The organism is Streptomyces bambusae (assembly GCF_020532645.1).
In the GTDB taxonomy this organism is placed as follows: domain Bacteria; phylum Actinomycetota; class Actinomycetes; order Streptomycetales; family Streptomycetaceae; genus Streptomyces; species Streptomyces bambusae.
The window spans coordinates 234,452-250,971 of the sequence record NZ_JAJAUZ010000002.1 but is presented as its reverse complement, the minus strand read 5'-3'; the positions used below and the strand labels follow the sequence as shown (position 1 = coordinate 250,971).

The following is a 16,520-nucleotide window of genomic DNA, read 5'->3' as shown; positions in this document are numbered from 1 at the left end:
CCTTCCGGGTCGGATCAAGGTCGGACCGAGGCTGGCTCGCGCCGGCGCCGGGCCGCCGGCGGGAGCGCCCCGCAGCGCACCGATCCGGGTGTGACGCGGCTCCCAGTCTGCCAGGGGCACCGGCGTCATTCGGCCAGGAGAACCCGCGACACGCTGGGGTGTGTCCTGCCGTCCGGACCCAAGATCTAGTGGTTGGATGGCCGCTGCCACCCAGAAGTTGTGGTCCCGGTCTGCCGAGGTCCCCGACATCGCCTATGCTGGTGGCTGCTTCGAGAGCCCTGGTGGGGACCTGCCCGGGATGCATCCGAAGCAATTCAGTCGTGCCGTGAGGGAGGGTTCGGAGCCATGCACTGCCCCTTCTGCAGGCACCCCGACAGCCGCGTCGTCGACAGCCGTACGACGGACGACGGCACGTCGATCCGCAGACGCCGGCAGTGCCCGGACTGCTCCCGCCGCTTCACCACGGTCGAGACCGCATCGCTGATGGTGATCAAGCGAAGCGGAGTGACGGAGCCCTTCAGCCGCACCAAGGTCATCTCCGGCGTGCGCAAGGCCTGCCAGGGCCGGCCGGTCACCGAGGACGCCCTCGCCCAGCTCGGCCAGCGGGTCGAAGAGGCGGTGCGCGCCACCGGCAGCGCCGAGCTGACCACCCACGACGTGGGGCTGGCCATACTCGGCCCGCTGCAGGAGCTCGACCTCGTGGCGTACCTGCGCTTCGCGTCCGTCTACAAGGCGTTCGACACCCTCGAAGACTTCGAGGCCGCCATCGCGGAACTCCGCGTGCCGCGGCCCGCCCCGGAATGCGAGCCCGCCGGGACCACCCCGGTCCCCGTGCCCGCCTCCGCCTCCGACTGACCCGGCCGGCGCCCATCGGCGCTGCCGGGCCCGCGGAGCCCCCACCACCCGGCGGGAAGCCGGGAAGACAGACCTGCCCGCAGAGCATTGCCCCGCGGGTCACCCAGCCAGATCAGACACACACCGTGCCGCGGAATTTCGCTGGCACATCAGGGCGTTTTTGCCCGTATATGGGAGGACGGCATGACAGAGACGGCGAGCGGTCCGGCACGCGGTTCCCGCACCAAGGGTGCCAAGGCTGCGGGCAAGGGCCTGCGCATCGAGCGCATCCACACCACCCCCGGCGTGCACCCGTACGACGAAGTGGTCTGGGAGCGCCGTGACGTCGTCATGACCAACTGGCGCGACGGCTCGGTGAACTTCGAGCAGCGCGGCGTGGAGTTCCCCGACTTCTGGTCGGTGAACGCGGTCAACATCGTCACCAGCAAGTACTTCCGCGGCGCGGTCGGCACCCCGCAGCGCGAGACCGGTCTGAAGCAGCTGATCGACCGGATCGTGAAGACGTACACGAAGGCCGGCGAGGAGCACGGCTACTTCGCGTCGCCCGCGGACGTCGAGATCTTCGAGCACGAGCTGACGTACGCCCTCCTGCACCAGATCTTCAGCTTCAACTCGCCGGTCTGGTTCAACGTCGGCACGCCCCAGCCGCAGCAGGTCTCCGCCTGCTTCATCCTGGCCGTCGACGACTCCATGGAGTCGATCCTCGACTGGTACAAGGAAGAGGGCATGATCTTCAAGGGCGGCTCCGGCGCCGGCCTGAACCTCTCCCGCATCCGCTCCTCCAAGGAGCTCCTGTCCTCCGGCGGCAACGCCTCCGGCCCGGTCTCCTTCATGCGCGGCGCCGACGCGTCCGCAGGAACGATCAAGTCGGGCGGCGCCACCCGCCGTGCGGCCAAGATGGTCGTGCTCGACGTGGACCACCCGGACGTCGAGGACTTCATCGCCACCAAGGTGAAGGAAGAGGAGAAGATCCGCGCCCTGCGCGACGCGGGCTTCGACATGGACCTGGGCGGCGACGACATCACGTCCGTCCAGTACCAGAACGCCAACAACTCCGTCCGCGTGAACGACGAGTTCATGACGGCCGTCGAGAACGGCACCGAGTTCGGCCTGCGCGCCCGCATGACCGGCGAGGTCATCGAGAAGGTCGACGCCAAGGCGCTCTTCCGCAAGCTCGCCGAGGCCGCGTGGGCCTGCGCCGACCCGGGCATCCAGTACGACGGTGTGATCAACCACTGGCACACCTGCCCCGAGTCCGGCCGCATCACCGCGTCCAACCCGTGCAGCGAGTACATGCACCTGGACAACACGTCCTGCAACCTCGCCTCGCTCAACCTGATGAAGTTCCTCAAGGACGACGGCAAGGGCAACCAGTCCTTCGACTCCGAGCGCTTCGCCAAGGTCGTCGAGCTCGTCATCACGGCGATGGACATCTCGATCTGCTTCGCGGACTTCCCGACCCAGAAGATCGGCGAGAACACCCGCGCCTTCCGCCAGCTCGGCATCGGCTACGCCAACCTCGGCGCCCTGCTGATGGCGACCGGCCACGCGTACGACTCGAACGGCGGCCGCACCCTCGCCGCGTCGATCACCTCGCTGATGACCGGCACCGCGTACAAGCGCTCCGCCGAGCTCGCCGCGGTCGTCGGCCCGTACGACGGCTACGCCCGCAACGCCGAGCCGCACCAGCGCGTCATGAAGCAGCACGCCGACGCCAACGCCACCGCCGTGCGCGGCGACGACCTGGACACCCCGATCTGGGCCGCGGCCACCGAGGCCTGGCAGGACGTCCTGCGCCTCGGTGCGAAGAACGGATTCCGCAACGCGCAGGCCTCCGTGCTCGCGCCGACCGGCACCATCGGCCTCGCGATGTCCTGCGACACCACCGGTGTCGAGCCGGACCTGGCCCTGGTCAAGTTCAAGAAGCTCGTCGGCGGCGGCTCGATGCAGATCGTCAACGGCACCGTCCCGCAGGCCCTGCGCCGCCTGGGCTACCAGGAGGAGCAGATCGAGGCGATCGTCGCCCACATCGCCGAGCACGGCAACGTGATCGACGCTCCCGGCCTGAAGACCGAGCACTACGAGGTGTTCGACTGCGCCATGGGCGAGCGCTCCATCTCGCCGATGGGCCACGTCCGCATGATGGCCGCGATCCAGCCGTGGATCTCCGGCGCCATCTCCAAGACGGTCAACATGCCGGAGTCGGCGACTGTCGAGGAGGTCGAGGAGATCTACTTCGAGGCCTGGAAGCTCGGCGTCAAGGCGCTCGCGATCTACCGCGACAACTGCAAGGTCGGCCAGCCGCTCTCCGCCAAGAAGAAGGAGGACGAGAAGGCCGAGGTCACCGCCAAGGCGGAGGACACCATCCGTGCCGCGGTCGAGAAGGTCGTCGAGTACCGCCCGGTCCGCAAGCGCCTTCCGAAGGGCCGTCCCGGCATCACCACCTCCTTCACGGTCGGCGGCGCCGAGGGCTACATGACGGCGAACTCCTACCCGGACGACGGCCTGGGCGAGGTCTTCCTGAAGATGTCCAAGCAGGGCTCGACCCTCGCGGGCATGATGGACGCCTTCTCCATCGCCGTCTCCGTCGGCCTGCAGTACGGCGTGCCGCTGGAGACCTACGTCTCGAAGTTCACCAACATGCGCTTCGAGCCGGCCGGCATGACGGACGACCCGGACGTGCGGATGGCGCAGTCGATCGTCGACTACATCTTCCGCCGCCTGGCGCTGGACTTCCTGCCCTTCGAGACCCGCTCCGCGCTCGGCATCCACACCGCCGAGGAGCGCCAGCGCCACCTCGACACCGGCTCGTACGAGCCCGTCGAAGAGGAGCTGGACACCGAGAGCCTGGCCCAGTCCGCGCCGCTCGCGGCCGCCCCGGCCCCGCAGCCGGTCCCGGTCCAGGTGCCCGCCCCGAAGCAGGCCCACACCAACGCGGAACTGGTCGAGATGCAGCTCGGCGTCAGCGCCGACGCCCCGCTGTGCTTCTCCTGCGGCACGAAGATGCAGCGCGCCGGCTCCTGCTACATCTGCGAGGGCTGCGGCTCCACGAGCGGCTGCAGCTGAGTATCCAGCGGCGCCCCCGCACCGGACACGACGTCCGGTGCGGGGGCGCCGCTGTTTTCCGCTGCCGGGGTGGTGTGGTCATCATGGGGGCGGGCGGGGGCAGCAGCCTTCGCCCCGGGGTCCGTACGGGGGTGCAGGCATGTGGAGCGGTGATGGGCTGGATCTCGGCGCGTATCTGACGCGGATCGGGTACGGCGGGGAACTCCGGGCGGACCTTCGGACGTTGCAGGAAGTGCACCGTTGCCACACCCGGTCCATCCCCTTCGAGAACCTGGACGTCGCCCTCGGGCGGGGCGTCCCGCTCGACGTCAAGAGCCTCGAGGACAAGCTCGTACGGCAACGCCGCGGAGGGTACTGCTACGAGCAGAACTCGCTGCTCGCCGCCGCCCTGGAGCGCATCGGCTTCGAGGTGGCGGGCCGGGGCGCCCGCAACCGCACCCGCGGGGACGCGCTGCTGCCGGTGACGCACGCCCTCCTCGTCGTCACCGTCGACGGCCGGCCCTGGCTGGCCGACGCCGGCTTCGGCGTCCAAGGCCCGACGGAGCCGCTGCTGCTGGAGCCGGGCACCCGGTCCCGGCAGGGCGAGTGGGGCTTTTCCGTCGCCGCAGAGGACGACGGCGTGCTCGTGCTGCGCTCGCGGAACGCGGACGGCGAGCGGGACCTCTACGCCTTCGCCCCGCAGCGCCTCCACCCCGTCGACTTCGAGCTGATGAACCACTACAGCGCCACCCATCCGAAGTCCTTCTTCACCGGCCGGGCCCTCGCCATGCGGACGGCTCCGGAGCGGCGCACCGCCTTCGTGGACGGCCAACTGATCGTCTTCCGGCCGGACGGCGGGCCCGACCGCAGCCATGTGGCATCCGATGATGTGATCGGGCTCCTCGACCAGGAGTTCGGGATCAGCCTGCCGGAAGCGGACGCCCGGCAACTGCTTCGTACCTACTGGCCAGGACTCTGACCGCGGTCGCGCTGATCCCCGTACGATGGCGCGGTGCTGGTCAAGTGGATTCGCTGCACGGTGGTGGACCGCCGGGGGTTCGAGCGCGGACAGCGGAAATGGGCAGGGCTGCCGGGCGAGCCGGGGTTCCGGGGCCAGGGCGGCGGCTGGAGCCGGAGCCGGCAGGGGGTCGCGCACGTCTTCGCCTTCTGGGAGAGCCGGTCGTTCTACGACTCCTTCATGGCGCGCTCCCACGACCGCCTCGCCGCCGCCCAGCACGGCACGTTCAGCCATGCCCGGGTCACGCTCTTCGACCACCGCTTCGACGTGAAGACCGGATTCCGGCCGCAGTTCGCCGACGCCGACGTACTGCGGGTCGCCCACTGCCGGGTGCGAGAAGGCCGGCTGGAACACTTCGCCCTCATGCAGGAGAAGGTCTGGAACCCGGCGATGGCCGGGTCGCCCGGAATGCTCCGAGGGCTGTTCGGCGAGGCACCCGGCCGCGAGTTCATGATCCTCTCGATGTGGGACTCCGAGGCCGAGCACGGCAAGTACCGCGAAGAGCGCATCGAACGGCTGTCGCTGCGCGCCCAGACGGAGGCCGACATCGAGGCGCTCACCGGCGACGTCATCGACGTCGAGCGCGCCTGGACGGTGTGACCCACGGCGCCCCGCCCCGGCGCCGTGGCCTCCGCTCGAACAGGCGCGCGCCCCTTTAGGGTCGGAGCATGGCACGACCGCGGCGCATCGTCCTCGTCCGGCACGGGGAATCGGAAGGCAATGTCGACGACACGGTGTACGAGAGGGAGCCGGACCACGCCCTGAGGCTCACCGAGACCGGCCGCGCGCAGGCGGTGGTCGCGGGGGAGCAGCTGCGCGCCCTCTTCGGCGAGGAGCCCGTCAGCGCGTACGTCTCCCCCTACCGGCGCACCCTGCAGACGTTCCGCGCGCTGGCGCTGGACCCGGCGCGGGTCCGGGTCCGCGAGGAGCCCCGGCTGCGCGAGCAGGACTGGGGAAACTGGCAGGACCGGGACGACGTACGCCTCCAGAAGGCCTATCGGGACGCGTACGGGCACTTCTTCTACCGGTTCGCCCAGGGCGAGTCCGGGGCCGACGTCTACGACCGGGTGGGCGCGTTCCTGGAGAGCCTGTACCGGTCGTTCGAGGCCCCCGATCATCCGCCGAACGTCCTGCTGGTGACGCACGGCCTGACCATGCGGCTGTTCTGCATGCGGTGGTTCCACTGGTCGGTGGCCGAGTTCGAATGCCTGTCGAACCCGGGGAACGGCGAGTACCGGACGCTGCTGCTGGGCGATGACGGCCGGTACCGGCTCGACCGGCCCTTCGAGCGCTGGATCACACCCCAGTCCTACGACCTGGACGGTTAGAGTTGCCCGCGATGACGACCCCTGACTCCTCCCCCGAGCGGCGCTTCGCACGCGCCCTGGCCAGCCTGCGCGGACTGGCGGTGGGCGATGCCCTCGGCTCCCAGTTCTTCGTCCCCGCGAACTACCCCCTGCTCAAGCGGCGCGAACTGCCCGCCGGTCCCTGGCAGTGGACCGACGACACCGAGATGGCCTGCTCGGTCCTCGCCGTGCTCGCCGCACACGGCCGGATCGACCAGGACGCCCTGGCCGGCTCGTTCGCCGAGCACCACGACTTCGACCGCGGCTACGGCCCCGCCGTCAACCGGATGCTGCGCCTGATCCGGGAGGGCGGGGACTGGCGCGAGCTGTCCGCCGCCCTGTTCAACGGCCAGGGCTCGTGGGGCAACGGCGCCGCGATGCGGATCGCGCCGCTCGGTGCCTGGTACGCGGACGACCCCGAGCAGGCCACCCACCAGGCGGAGATCTCGGCGTACCCGACCCACCAGCACCGCGAGGCCGTGTGCGGCGCGATGGCGGTGGCGGCCGCGGCAGCCCTCGCCGCTGATCCGGCGGGCCCGCCGGATCCGGAGGCCCTGCTGGACGCCGTGATCGCGCTGGTGCCGCGCAGTGCCGTGGGCGCCGGTCTGCGGCGGGCACGCGACATGCTCGACTACAGCGACGCAACGACGGTCGCGGCGGTCCTCGGCTGCGGCCGGCGGACCAGCGCGCACGACACCGTCCCGTTCGCGCTGTGGTCGGCGGCGCGCAGCCTCGGCGACTTCGAGCAGGCCTTCTGGACCACCGCGCAGGCGGGCGGTGACGTGGACACGACCTGCGCGATCGTCGGTGGAGTGCTGGGCGGCCGGGGGCTGCCGGCACTGCCCGGGGCATGGCTCGACCGGACGGAGGAGCTGCCCGGCTGGGTACCGGCCGCCGTGTGATCCGGAAACTGTGACGAAGTCGGCGTTCACGCACTGTTCGCCGACCGTCCGGTCGGGTGCGACACCTGTCTTCGCGAGTGCGATGTGAGCGGGACTTCTGTGGCGTCCGGTGCGCCTTGACCGGCTCGGTCAAGGGCTGATTGGGCGACCTTGTAGATCGTTTCAGCGCTACGCGGAAGCGAAGTCGGGGTGTGCGCCGGAGCGGAGTGCGACACTCCGGACGATCCGGTGCCGCCCAGTCCGTGAGAGGGGTGCCGCCCGGGGTGTCGCGGGCGCCCCGGAGCGGCGTAACCTTGCTGGCGCCATGCCCTACGAAGCACCCACTCACACCGTCGAGCGCTCCCTCCGCGCAACCACCGGCGCAAAGATCATCGCCGGGGTCGACGAGGTCGGAAGGGGAGCCTGGGCCGGTCCCGTCACCGTGTGTGCGGCGATCACCGGCCTCCGGCGTCCCCCCGAAGGGCTCACCGACTCCAAGCTCCTCACGGTCAAGCGGCGCGACGCGCTGGCCGCGGTGCTGGAGGACTGGGTCACCGCGTATGCCCTCGGCGACGCCTCGCCCGAGGAGATCGACGAGCTGGGCATGACCGCAGCCCTGCGACTCGCCGCAGTCCGCGCCCTGGAAGCCCTCCCGGTGCGCCCCGACGCGGTGATCCTCGACGGCAAGCACGACTACCTCGGGGCGCCGTGGCAGGTGCGCACTGTGATCAAGGGCGACCGCTCCTGCGTCGCCGTGGCCGCGGCCTCGGTGATCGCCAAGGTGCGGCGCGACCGGATGATGGCCGAACTCGGCCCCGGAATCGACGACTTCGCCTTCGCGGACAACGCCGGCTATCCCTCGCCGGTCCACCGTGCGGCGCTGGAGGAGCGGGGGCCCACCCCGTACCACCGGCTCTCCTGGTCGTATCTCGACGGTCTGCCGCAGTGGCGGCACCTCAAGAAGATCCGCAGGAGCGAGGAATTGCTGGAACTGGAAAACGGAGGCCAACTCGGCTTCGATTTCTGATCGCACACATGTACCACCCGCTGGTAGGACTCGTACCGGCGTTTGATAGACAACCATCATGCCTCTCATCCCCGAGGAGCCTCAGATTCACGAGAGTGCCCAGGGTCCCCGCGTCACTCCGGCCCCCGGCCGGGTCGCGCAGACCCCTCGCCCCGTTCCTGGTCCGCGTCCCGCCGCCGTCCCGCGGCCCGGTCGCCCCGGTCCGTCCCCCGCAGCGGTGAGCCGCACGGGCGGATCCCCCAGGCCCACCCCGCCTGTGCCGCGCGCACCGCAGCCCTCGGCGGCCTCCACCCCTTCCGTCTCGGCTGCGGTGCCGCAGATCCAGTTGATCCCGGCCTCGGCCGAGGGTGCGCTGGACGCGGCCGAGGAAGCCGTCGACCTGCTGCTGGACGCCGGCCGGGCCCCCGGCGACGTCCTGGTGCTGACCACCGGCGACCCGCACCCGTGGGCCGCGCACGAGCTGTCCTTCGGCGAGGCGTCCTACTGGGCGCAGCACGACGCCGGGGACGACGTCTTCTACGCGGACGCCGCGCAGGCGGAGCGGGCCGGCACCCGTCCCGTCGTCGTGTACGCGGCCAACGGCGGCGCGCCCGACGACACCGCCCGTACCCTGCCGTCGGCCCTCACCCGGGCCGGCGCGCTGCTGATCGTGTGCGGCGACCCGCAGCAGATCAACTCCGTGCTGGGCGCGAGCGTCTGACGCTCTGTGGTCCCGCCGCTCTCCAGTGGCGGGACCGCCCGGCTCGGCCGGGCCTCAGCGGGCTGCCGTCCGGCGCAGCGCCTCGAGGGCCCCGCCGCCCGTCCGCGGGGTGAGCGAAGCGGCGTCCAACGGGCTCTCGCCCAGCGGCACCGGCCTGGACCCGAGCCCCGGATGACGGCCGCCACGGCCCTCGCCCAGGACCTGCCAGCCGCCGCGGGTGAGCGTGATGTACGCGCCGGCGCGCAGCCCGTGCAGGGTGCAGGCGTCCCGCAGCCCCCACATCCAGGCGCCGTCCTCCTCGGTCCACCGCTCGTCGCCCTCACGGGAGTAGAGCAGCACCGCGGTCCGGACCGGCGTACGGCGACGCAGGTCGTGCGGGATCACCCGGCGCAGCCGCGACAGCAGCGCGTTGCGGTACTCCCAGCCGTCCGTCGACACGGTCCGCTGCGTGAACGAGGCACTGGCGACGAGACGTTCCTCCGGACCGAGCACGGCGATCACGGCAGTGGCCGGACCCGGTTCGTGACGGGCGTACAGCCCGCTGACCACCTCGCGCGGATTGCGCAGCAGCGGGACCCCCGCAGCGGCCCATTCCGAGGGCTCCAGCAGCCTTCCGTGGCGGACGGCGGTACTGGCGGACCCGGGTATCGAGCCGGCTGAGGACGGAGCGAATCCGAAGGCCACGGTCCTCCCTTCGGCTGCACGCCCGATGCGGGCACGGCTGAGTGACGGCGCGCCACGGCGCGGCCGTGTGCCAGTGCCGACGAGCCGTGCGGGAGCACCCCAATTCTTGCGTGGCCCGTCAGCGCGCGGCAACGAGCAATTGATCCGACCGACCGGATTCGGCCGGTATGCCGTTCATATCCTTGCCCCGCCGCGCCGCCGTCGACGCATCGAACTACGGCTGAACCGCAAGGACCAGCGGAAACACCTCCTTTGCGCCCGCCCGCCGCAGCAGCCGCGCCGCCACCGCGAGGGTCCATCCGCTCTCCGAACAGTCATCCACCAGCAGCACCGGCCCCGGCGTCCGCGCGAGTGCCTCCGCCAGTTCCCGAGGCACCGCCAGCACCTCGTGCAGCGCCCGGACCCGCTGGGCACTGTTGGACGAGGGCAGCCCGTAGCCGGGCACCTCGGCCCCGTACTCGAGGCCGCCCAGCAACGGCATGCGGCCGATCTCCGCGATCCGCGCGGCGAGCGACCCGATCAGCACCGGCCGGGTCCGTGAGGGGACCGTCACCACACCCGCCGGCCGGGCCGGCGCGTCCGGCGCGCCCGAGGCCCAACCGCCCGGTCCCCGCGCCCAGTCCGCCAGCACCTCCACCACCGCCTTGGCGACATCGTCCTGAATCTGCTGGTCGGGAGCCTGGTCGGCAAGCAGCGGGCGCAGCCGGTTGCCCCATCCGATGTCCGACAGGCGGCCCAGCGCCCGTCCGGTGGAAGCCTGTTCGCCCGCCGGGATGCGGCCCTTGAGGTCCACCCCGACCGCAGCCAGGCCCGTCGGCCACATCCGGCGCGGTTCCAGCTCCACCCCCGGCCGGCCCAACTCGCCGCGGGCAGTCGTCAGCGAGGCCTCGGCCACCTGCGCCGTGTACCGGGGGCCCGCGCAGTTGTCGCAGCGCCCGCACGGCGCGGCCTCCTCGTCGTCCAGCTGCCGGCGCAGGAACTCCATCCGGCAGCCGGCCGTCGACGCGTAGTCCCGCATCGCCTGCTGCTCCGCGGCCCGCTGCCGGGCCACCCATGCGTACCGCTCCGCGTCGTACACCCACGGCTCGCCGGTGGCCGTCCAGCCGCCCTTCACCCGGTGCACCGCGCCGTCGACGTCAAGCACCTTGAGCATCGACTCCAGGCGGGTGCGCCGCAGGTCCACCAGAGGCTCCAGGGCGGGCAGCGACATCGGCCGCTCCGCGCGCGCGAGCACGTCCAGGGTCCGGCGCACCAGCTCCTCGGGAGGGAAGGCCACCGAGGCGAAGTACTGCCAGATCGCCTCGTCCTCCCGGCCCGGCAGCAGCAGCACCTCCGCATGCTCCACACCGCGGCCGGCCCGGCCGACCTGCTGGTAGTAGGCGATCGGGGAGGAGGGCGAGCCGAGGTGCACCACGAATCCGAGGTCCGGCTTGTCGAACCCCATGCCCAGCGCGGACGTCGCGATCAGCGCCTTGACCCGGTTCGCCTGGAGGTCCTCTTCCGCCTGCTCGCGGTCCGCGTTCTCCGTCTTGCCCGTGTACGACGCCACGACGTGCCCCCGGTGACGCAGGTACGCCGTCACTTCCTCGGCGGCCGCCACCGTGAGCGTGTAGACGATGCCCGAGCCCGGCAGCTCGCCGAGGTGGTCGGCAAGCCACGCCAGCCGGTGCGCGGCATCGGGCAGCGGCAGCACGGCCAGACTCAGGCTCTCCCGGTCCAGCGGGCCGCGCAGCACGAGGGCGTCCGTCCCGGCGCCGGTGCCGAGTTGCTCCGCGACGTCCGCCGTGACCCGGGCGTTGGCCGTGGCCGTCGTCGCCAGCACCGGGACGCCCGGCGGCAGATCGGCGAGCATCGTCCGCAGCCGCCGGTAGTCGGGGCGGAAGTCGTGCCCCCAGTCCGAGATGCAGTGCGCCTCGTCGACCACGAGCAGACCGGTGGCGGCGGCCAGCTTCGGCAGCACCTGGTCGCGGAACTCCGGATTGTTGAGCCGTTCGGGACTCACCAGCAGCACGTCGACCTCGCCCGCCGCCACTTCGGCCTGGATCGACTCCCACTCCTCCGGATTGGACGAATTGATGGTCCGCGCCCGGATCCCGGCCCGGGCGGCCGCGTCCACCTGATTGCGCATCAGCGCGAGCAGCGGCGACACGATCACGGTCGGGCCGCTGCCGGCCGCCCGGAGCAGCGAGGTCGCGACGAAGTACACCGCGGACTTGCCCCACCCGGTGCGCTGCACCACGAGCGCCCGGCGCTTGTCGGCAACGAGTGCTTCGATCGCGCGCCACTGGTCCTCGCGCAACCGGGCGGTGCCCGTGGCGTCTCCGACGAGACGGGCGAGTACGGAATCGGCCGAGGCCCTGAGGTCTGCGTTCATGCCTCCATGCAACCCGATGCCTCCGACATCACGCGAATGCCCCCACGACCCTGTGGATAACTTTATCCACAGGCCTTTCGCGAAATGTCGGATCTGCGGGACCGTCATCCCATGACTCGACACAACGCATTCACGGGGCCCGTCCCCGCAGACCAGATCACCCTGCGCGGCCCCGGCGAGCTCGCCGACGCCCTGCCGTACGTGGTCGGATTCCACCCGGACAACGCACTCGTGCTGGTGTCCGTCCACGGCGCGAGCGGCCGGTTCGGCGGCCGGCTCCGCATCGGTATCCCCCGTGACCCGGGGGAGTGGGAAGACCTCGCCGCACAGGTCGCCGAGTGCCTCGTCGACGGCAGCATCCGCTGCGAGGGGCGCCCCGACGGCATCATCGTGTTCCTGTGCCGGGAACCCGGACCGGACGAGACCGGCGAGCAGGTCATGGACCGGCTCCAGCCGCTGGCACACCAGGTGCGGACCGCCTGCGGAGCCCTCGACGTGCCGGTCCTCGAAGCCATCTGCATCTCGGGCGGCCGGCACTGGAGCTACTGCTGCCCCGACCGGCGCTGCTGCCCGCCGGAGGGCACCCCGCTCGCCCTGCCCGGCACCACGGTGATGGCCGCGGCCGCCACCTTCGCCGGCATCCGGATGCGCGGTACCCAGCGGGAACTCGAGGCCCGGCTGGCGCCCCTGCGCGGTGCGGCCGCCGCCGCCCAGGAGCGTGCCCTCGACCGGGCGTCCGCCGACCTGCTGCCCCGCATGCTGGACGGCGCCACCAAGGAACAGATCGCCGAGGAGACCATCGCCCTCGTCGGCAAGGTGCTGCGGCGCCTCGCGGACGCGCCGCCCGGCGACTGCGGGCCTGCCGCCGACGACTGGGACGACGCCCTCGTCGAGGACACCGAGGCGGCCGCGCTCCTCCTGGGCCTCCAGGACCGCGAAACCCGTGACGTCGCCGCCGAGTGGATGGAGGGCGAGGAGGCCCATCTCGCGCTGCGCCTGTGGCGTGCCCTCGCCCGGCGCTGCGTCGCGGGCTACGAGGAGCACGCCGCCGCCCCGCTGAGCCTGGCCGGCTGGGTCGCCTGGTCCACGGGCGACGAGCCGTACGCCCGCATCGCCCTCTCCCTGGCCCTGCGGGCCGACCCCGGCTACGCCTTCGCCGAACTGCTCCACCACGCCTGCAACCTGCAACTCGACCCCGAGACCCTGCGCAAGTGCCTGCGGGAGGAACGCCGGACCAGGGAGCGGGGCCCGGTGCCGGCACCCCGGACCCGGCCCCGCCCCGCCGTCAGCCAGACCGGGCCCCGGACCAGGCCGAAGACCGGCGCACCCGGCAGCCGCCGGTCCCGTCCGGACCGCCGCCCGCACCACCGCACCACCGGGAGCGCGGAATGAGCCGGGGCCGGGCCTGCGTCCGGCCCGTGACCCGGCCCGCGGCCCGCGCGTTCACCTCTTTGGTGCAGGGCGCAGTGCCGCGCCGCGGCCCAGCCGAACCGTCCGGAGCGCAGACAAGGCGACGCATGCCCCACCCCGTTCCCCCCGCCCGCAGACCCCCCACCGGCCCGCCCAGCGGCGGTCACACCCCCGCCCCGCGCGGCGGCCCGCCCCGCCGGCCGGCCGCCGAACTCCCGCCCGTGCACGCCGCGGTGATCTGTGTCGCCGCGCCCTGCCTGGCCATCTCGCCGGAACACGGCCAGCTCACCGGCCGCGGACTCGACGGCATCTACCGGGCCGGCCGCCGGCTCCTGTCCCGGTGCCTCCTGCGCATCGCAGGCCGGGACCCGGTGGCCGTGCAGGGCCGCAGCCTGGGGGCCGACCGGGCCTCCTTCACCGCCACCGTGCGCACCGGTGCCGACCCCGGACCCGACCCCGACGTCACCGTGGACCGGGTGCGGCACGCCGACGGCACCGAGCGGATCACCCTGCGCAGCCACGCCGGCCGCCGCCTGCGCATCCCCGTGGAAATCGCTCTCGGCACTGACCTCGCCGACCTCGGCGCGGTCGCCGCCGGCCGGACCGGACCGGCTCTGCCCGCGGCCGTCCACGCGGGCGGCCTGCGCTGGAGCACGTCCGGAGCCCAGGCCGTGACCACCGCCGAGCCCCCGCCCGACGACGTCCTGGCCGCCCTCGGGCTGCTCCGCTGGGAACTCGACCTGGCACCCGGCGAAGCCCGCACCATCGAGCTGCGCACCACCTGCGACCGTGCGGCGCGCCTTCCCGCCACCCAGCCGACCGGCCCCCTGGCCGCCGCCCACGCCGAAGGCGACGACCACCGCGTCGAGGCCTTCTTCCGCACCAGCCTCGACGACCTGCGCGCCCTGCTCCTGCGCGATCCCGAGGAACCGTCCGACGCCTTCGCCGCCGCCGGAGTGCCCTGGCGGTGCGGACTCGCCCCGGCCGAGTCCCTGTGGGCCGCCCGGCTGGCCCTCCCGCTCGGCACCGGCCTCGCCGCGGCCACCCTGCGCACCCTGGCCAGGACCCAGACCGCGGGGCGGGGAGAGGGGGCCGGCCTGATCCCGGGCCCGCTGCGCGGCGGCGGCCACGGGCTGCCGCCCGGCTGCACCGGCACCGAGGCCACCCTCGCCTTCCCGGTCGTCCTCGCCGAGGCCAGACGGTGGGGCCTGCCCGAGAAGGACGTGGCAGCCCTGCTCCCCGCCGCCGAGCGCTGCCTCGACTGGCTGCGCAGATCGGCGGACGGGGACCTGCTCGCCGATCCTGCCGACGGGCCGCGGCGGTGCGAGACCCAGGCGCACGCCCACCGGGCCGCGCTGCTCGGCGCCGACCTCCTGGAGGCCTGCGGACGGCCGGGGGCCGGGGAACTGCGCGACTGGGCGGCGGCCCAGCGCCGGCGGTTCCGCGAGAGCTTCTGGATCGACGACCCCTCCGGAGGACGGCCCGCGGTGGCCGTGCACCCCGACGGGCGGCCGGTGCCCCACCTCAGCGGCGCCACCGCCCACCTCCTGGACACGGGGCTTCTCGGCGGCGGCCGGTTCGCCCCCGGCCTCCTCGACGGCGTACGCACCGAACAGCTCGCCCGCCTGCTCGGTGCTCCGGCCATGGATTGCGGCTGGGGCCTGCGCAGCCTCGGAGTGAAGGAACCGGGACACAACCCCTTCGGGTACCGCTCGGGGGCCGTGCGGGTGCACGAGACGGCCGTGGCCGCCGCCGGGCTGGCCGCAGCAGGCTTCGAGAAGGAAGCCGGCACCCTGCTGCACGGCCTCGTCGACGCCGCAGAACTGTTCGGCCACCGCCTGCCCGAGATGTACGGGGCCACCCAGCGCACGGCGGGCAGCGCCCCGCTGCCGCACCCGGCGGCCTGCCGCCCGGCCGCGGTGGCCGCCGCTGCGGGCATCCACCTCCTGGTCTCCCTCGCAGGAATCCGGCCGGATGCGCCGGCGGGAACGGTGACGCTCGCCCCGGTCGCCGGCGCCCCTCTGGGGGCGGTCCGGTTCTCGGGGCTGCGGGTGGCCGGGGAGCCGTTCGCGGTGCGCGTCAGCAGACTGGGCCTCGGCATGGTGGAGGAGGCCGCGGATGCGCTGCAGCTGGGTGTCTAGAAGCGCACGGTGCCTGTGGGGGAGGATCAGGAAGGGACTGTTTATCGTCAGGCAGACGACTATGATCGCGTCATGCCCTACGACCCGTCGGCCTTCCCGCCCTTCGCTGTCACCGTCGACCTGGTCGTCCTCACCGTGCGGCGCCACGCGCTCTGCGCGCTCGTGGTCCGCCGGGGAGAGCAGCCGTACCAGGGACGCTGGGCGCTGCCCGGCGGCTTCGTCCGCGGCGAGGAGGACCTTACGGCCGCCGCCGCGCGCGAGCTCGCCGAGGAGACGGGGCTGTGCGCCCACGACCCTGCCGAGCCCGGCGCGGGCAACGGGGCGCACCTCGAACAGCTCGCCACCTACGGCGACCCCAAGCGGGACCCGCGGATGCGGGTGGTCAGCGTGGCCCACCTGGTTCTCGCCCCGGACCTGCCGGCCCCTCGCGCGGGCGGGGACGCCAACAGCGCCCGCTGGGCACCCGTGGACGAACTCCTCGATGCCGAGGGCGGGTTCGAACGGGACGCGGAGGGCTCCGCCGCCCTCGCCTTCGATCACGCGCGCATCCTCGCGGACGGCGTCGAGCGGGCCCGCTCGAAGATCGAGTACTCCTCGCTCGCCACCGCCTTCTGCCCGCCCGAGTTCACCGTCGGCGAGCTGCGCCGGGTGTACGAGGCGGTGTGGGGCGTGGCCCTGGACCCGCGCAACTTCCACCGCAAGGTGACCGGGACCCCCGGGTTCCTGGTGCCGGCCGGCGGCACCACCACCCGCCAGGGCGGCCGGCCCGCCCAGCTGTTCCGGGCCGGCGGCGCCACCCTGCTCAACCCGCCGATGCTGCGACCTGAGGTCTGAGGTCTGAGGTCTGAGGTCTGAGGTCTGACGTTTGGGGTGTAGGGCCTGGCGCCCGAGGTCCGGGCGTCCGGAGGCGGGCTGCGGGTCCTGGCGTCCGGTGGTCTGCATCCGGCGGGCTGATGGGCTGACACCCGGCGTGGCTGGAAGCCGAGTTGCGTCAAAAATCGGACATATCGCGTTATCTTCCCTGTGGTATTCATCGTGC

Annotated in this window: 13 protein-coding genes; 11 read left to right on the top strand and 2 right to left on the bottom strand. The window is 72.7% G+C overall.

The window, feature by feature from the left end; genetic code table 11:
* Positions 1-345: 345 nt before the first annotated feature.
* The 8 genes from nrdR to LG634_RS02525 all read left to right on the top strand — a co-directional run bounded on the left by nrdR (position 346) and on the right by LG634_RS02525 (position 8,872).
* The gene (gene nrdR / locus LG634_RS02560; protein ID WP_226731890.1) at positions 346-855 is read left to right on the top strand and encodes a transcriptional regulator NrdR; all 510 of its coding nucleotides are present in this window, start codon (positions 346-348) and stop codon (positions 853-855) included.
* 183 nt (positions 856-1,038) lie between these two features.
* A complete protein-coding gene (locus LG634_RS02555) occupies positions 1,039-3,921 on the top strand; it encodes a vitamin B12-dependent ribonucleotide reductase (protein WP_226731889.1) in 2,883 nt (960 codons plus the stop codon).
* A gap of 139 nt (positions 3,922-4,060) precedes the next feature.
* On the top strand, positions 4,061-4,879 hold the full coding sequence (locus LG634_RS02550; RefSeq protein ID WP_226731888.1) for an arylamine N-acetyltransferase family protein: 819 nt from the start codon (positions 4,061-4,063) through the stop codon (positions 4,877-4,879).
* 33 nt (positions 4,880-4,912) lie between these two features.
* A complete protein-coding gene (locus LG634_RS02545) occupies positions 4,913-5,518 on the top strand; it encodes a YdbC family protein (protein WP_226731887.1) in 606 nt (201 codons plus the stop codon).
* A gap of 68 nt (positions 5,519-5,586) precedes the next feature.
* On the top strand, positions 5,587-6,246 hold the full coding sequence (locus LG634_RS02540; RefSeq protein ID WP_226731886.1) for a histidine phosphatase family protein: 660 nt from the start codon (positions 5,587-5,589) through the stop codon (positions 6,244-6,246).
* 11 nt (positions 6,247-6,257) lie between these two features.
* Complete coding sequence (locus LG634_RS02535) at positions 6,258-7,166, top strand: ADP-ribosylglycohydrolase family protein (RefSeq protein ID WP_226731885.1); 909 nt, start codon at positions 6,258-6,260, stop codon at positions 7,164-7,166.
* Between the two features lie 304 nt (positions 7,167-7,470).
* On the top strand, positions 7,471-8,172 hold the full coding sequence (rnhB, locus tag LG634_RS02530) for a ribonuclease HII (RefSeq protein WP_226731884.1): 702 nt from the start codon (positions 7,471-7,473) through the stop codon (positions 8,170-8,172).
* Positions 8,173-8,230: 58 nt separating this feature from the next.
* Positions 8,231-8,872: a hypothetical protein gene (locus tag LG634_RS02525; protein WP_226731883.1), complete on the top strand. Its 642-nt coding sequence runs from the start codon at positions 8,231-8,233 to the stop codon at positions 8,870-8,872.
* A gap of 54 nt (positions 8,873-8,926) precedes the next feature.
* Here the strand turns inward: LG634_RS02525 and LG634_RS02520 are convergent, their stop codons facing one another.
* Both LG634_RS02520 and LG634_RS02515 read right to left on the bottom strand, forming a co-directional pair.
* On the bottom strand, positions 8,927-9,556 hold the full coding sequence (locus LG634_RS02520; protein ID WP_226731882.1) for a hypothetical protein: 630 nt from the start codon (positions 9,554-9,556) through the stop codon (positions 8,927-8,929).
* A gap of 214 nt (positions 9,557-9,770) precedes the next feature.
* Complete coding sequence (locus tag LG634_RS02515; protein ID WP_226731881.1) at positions 9,771-11,930, bottom strand: RecQ family ATP-dependent DNA helicase; 2,160 nt, start codon at positions 11,928-11,930, stop codon at positions 9,771-9,773.
* 111 nt (positions 11,931-12,041) lie between these two features.
* Between LG634_RS02515 and LG634_RS02510 the strand changes: the two genes are divergently transcribed.
* From LG634_RS02510 to LG634_RS02500, 3 genes are all read left to right on the top strand, one after another.
* Entirely contained in the window at positions 12,042-13,322 is a 1,281-nt protein-coding gene (locus tag LG634_RS02510; RefSeq protein WP_226731880.1) for a DUF4192 domain-containing protein, read from the top strand.
* A gap of 125 nt (positions 13,323-13,447) precedes the next feature.
* Positions 13,448-15,481 carry a glycogen debranching N-terminal domain-containing protein gene (locus tag LG634_RS02505; protein ID WP_308072227.1) on the top strand — a complete coding sequence of 678 codons (2,034 nt, stop codon included), beginning with the start codon at positions 13,448-13,450 and terminating at the stop codon, positions 15,479-15,481.
* A 72-nt stretch (positions 15,482-15,553) separates the two neighbouring features.
* Entirely contained in the window at positions 15,554-16,315 is a 762-nt protein-coding gene (locus tag LG634_RS02500) for an NUDIX hydrolase (protein WP_226731878.1), read from the top strand.
* Positions 16,316-16,520 lie beyond the last annotated feature (205 nt).

Bases quoted from the DNA above. Each gene is read 5' to 3' on its own strand.
- LG634_RS02510 (WP_226731880.1), top strand. From the start codon at position 12,042: ATGACTCGACACAACGCATTCACGGGGCCCGTCCCCGCAGACCAGATC.
- LG634_RS02500 (WP_226731878.1), top strand. From the start codon at position 15,554: ATGCCCTACGACCCGTCGGCCTTCCCGCCCTTCGCTGTCACCGTCGAC.
- LG634_RS02540 (WP_226731886.1), top strand. From the start codon at position 5,587: ATGGCACGACCGCGGCGCATCGTCCTCGTCCGGCACGGGGAATCGGAA.
- LG634_RS02535 (WP_226731885.1), top strand. From the start codon at position 6,258: ATGACGACCCCTGACTCCTCCCCCGAGCGGCGCTTCGCACGCGCCCTG.
- rnhB (WP_226731884.1), top strand. From the start codon at position 7,471: ATGCCCTACGAAGCACCCACTCACACCGTCGAGCGCTCCCTCCGCGCA.
- LG634_RS02555 (WP_226731889.1), top strand. From the start codon at position 1,039: ATGACAGAGACGGCGAGCGGTCCGGCACGCGGTTCCCGCACCAAGGGT.
- LG634_RS02550 (WP_226731888.1), top strand. From the start codon at position 4,061: ATGTGGAGCGGTGATGGGCTGGATCTCGGCGCGTATCTGACGCGGATC.
- LG634_RS02505 (WP_308072227.1), top strand. From the start codon at position 13,448: ATGCCCCACCCCGTTCCCCCCGCCCGCAGACCCCCCACCGGCCCGCCC.
- LG634_RS02525 (WP_226731883.1), top strand. From the start codon at position 8,231: ATGCCTCTCATCCCCGAGGAGCCTCAGATTCACGAGAGTGCCCAGGGT.
- nrdR (WP_226731890.1), top strand. From the start codon at position 346: ATGCACTGCCCCTTCTGCAGGCACCCCGACAGCCGCGTCGTCGACAGC.
- LG634_RS02515 (WP_226731881.1), bottom strand. From the start codon at position 11,930: ATGAACGCAGACCTCAGGGCCTCGGCCGATTCCGTACTCGCCCGTCTC.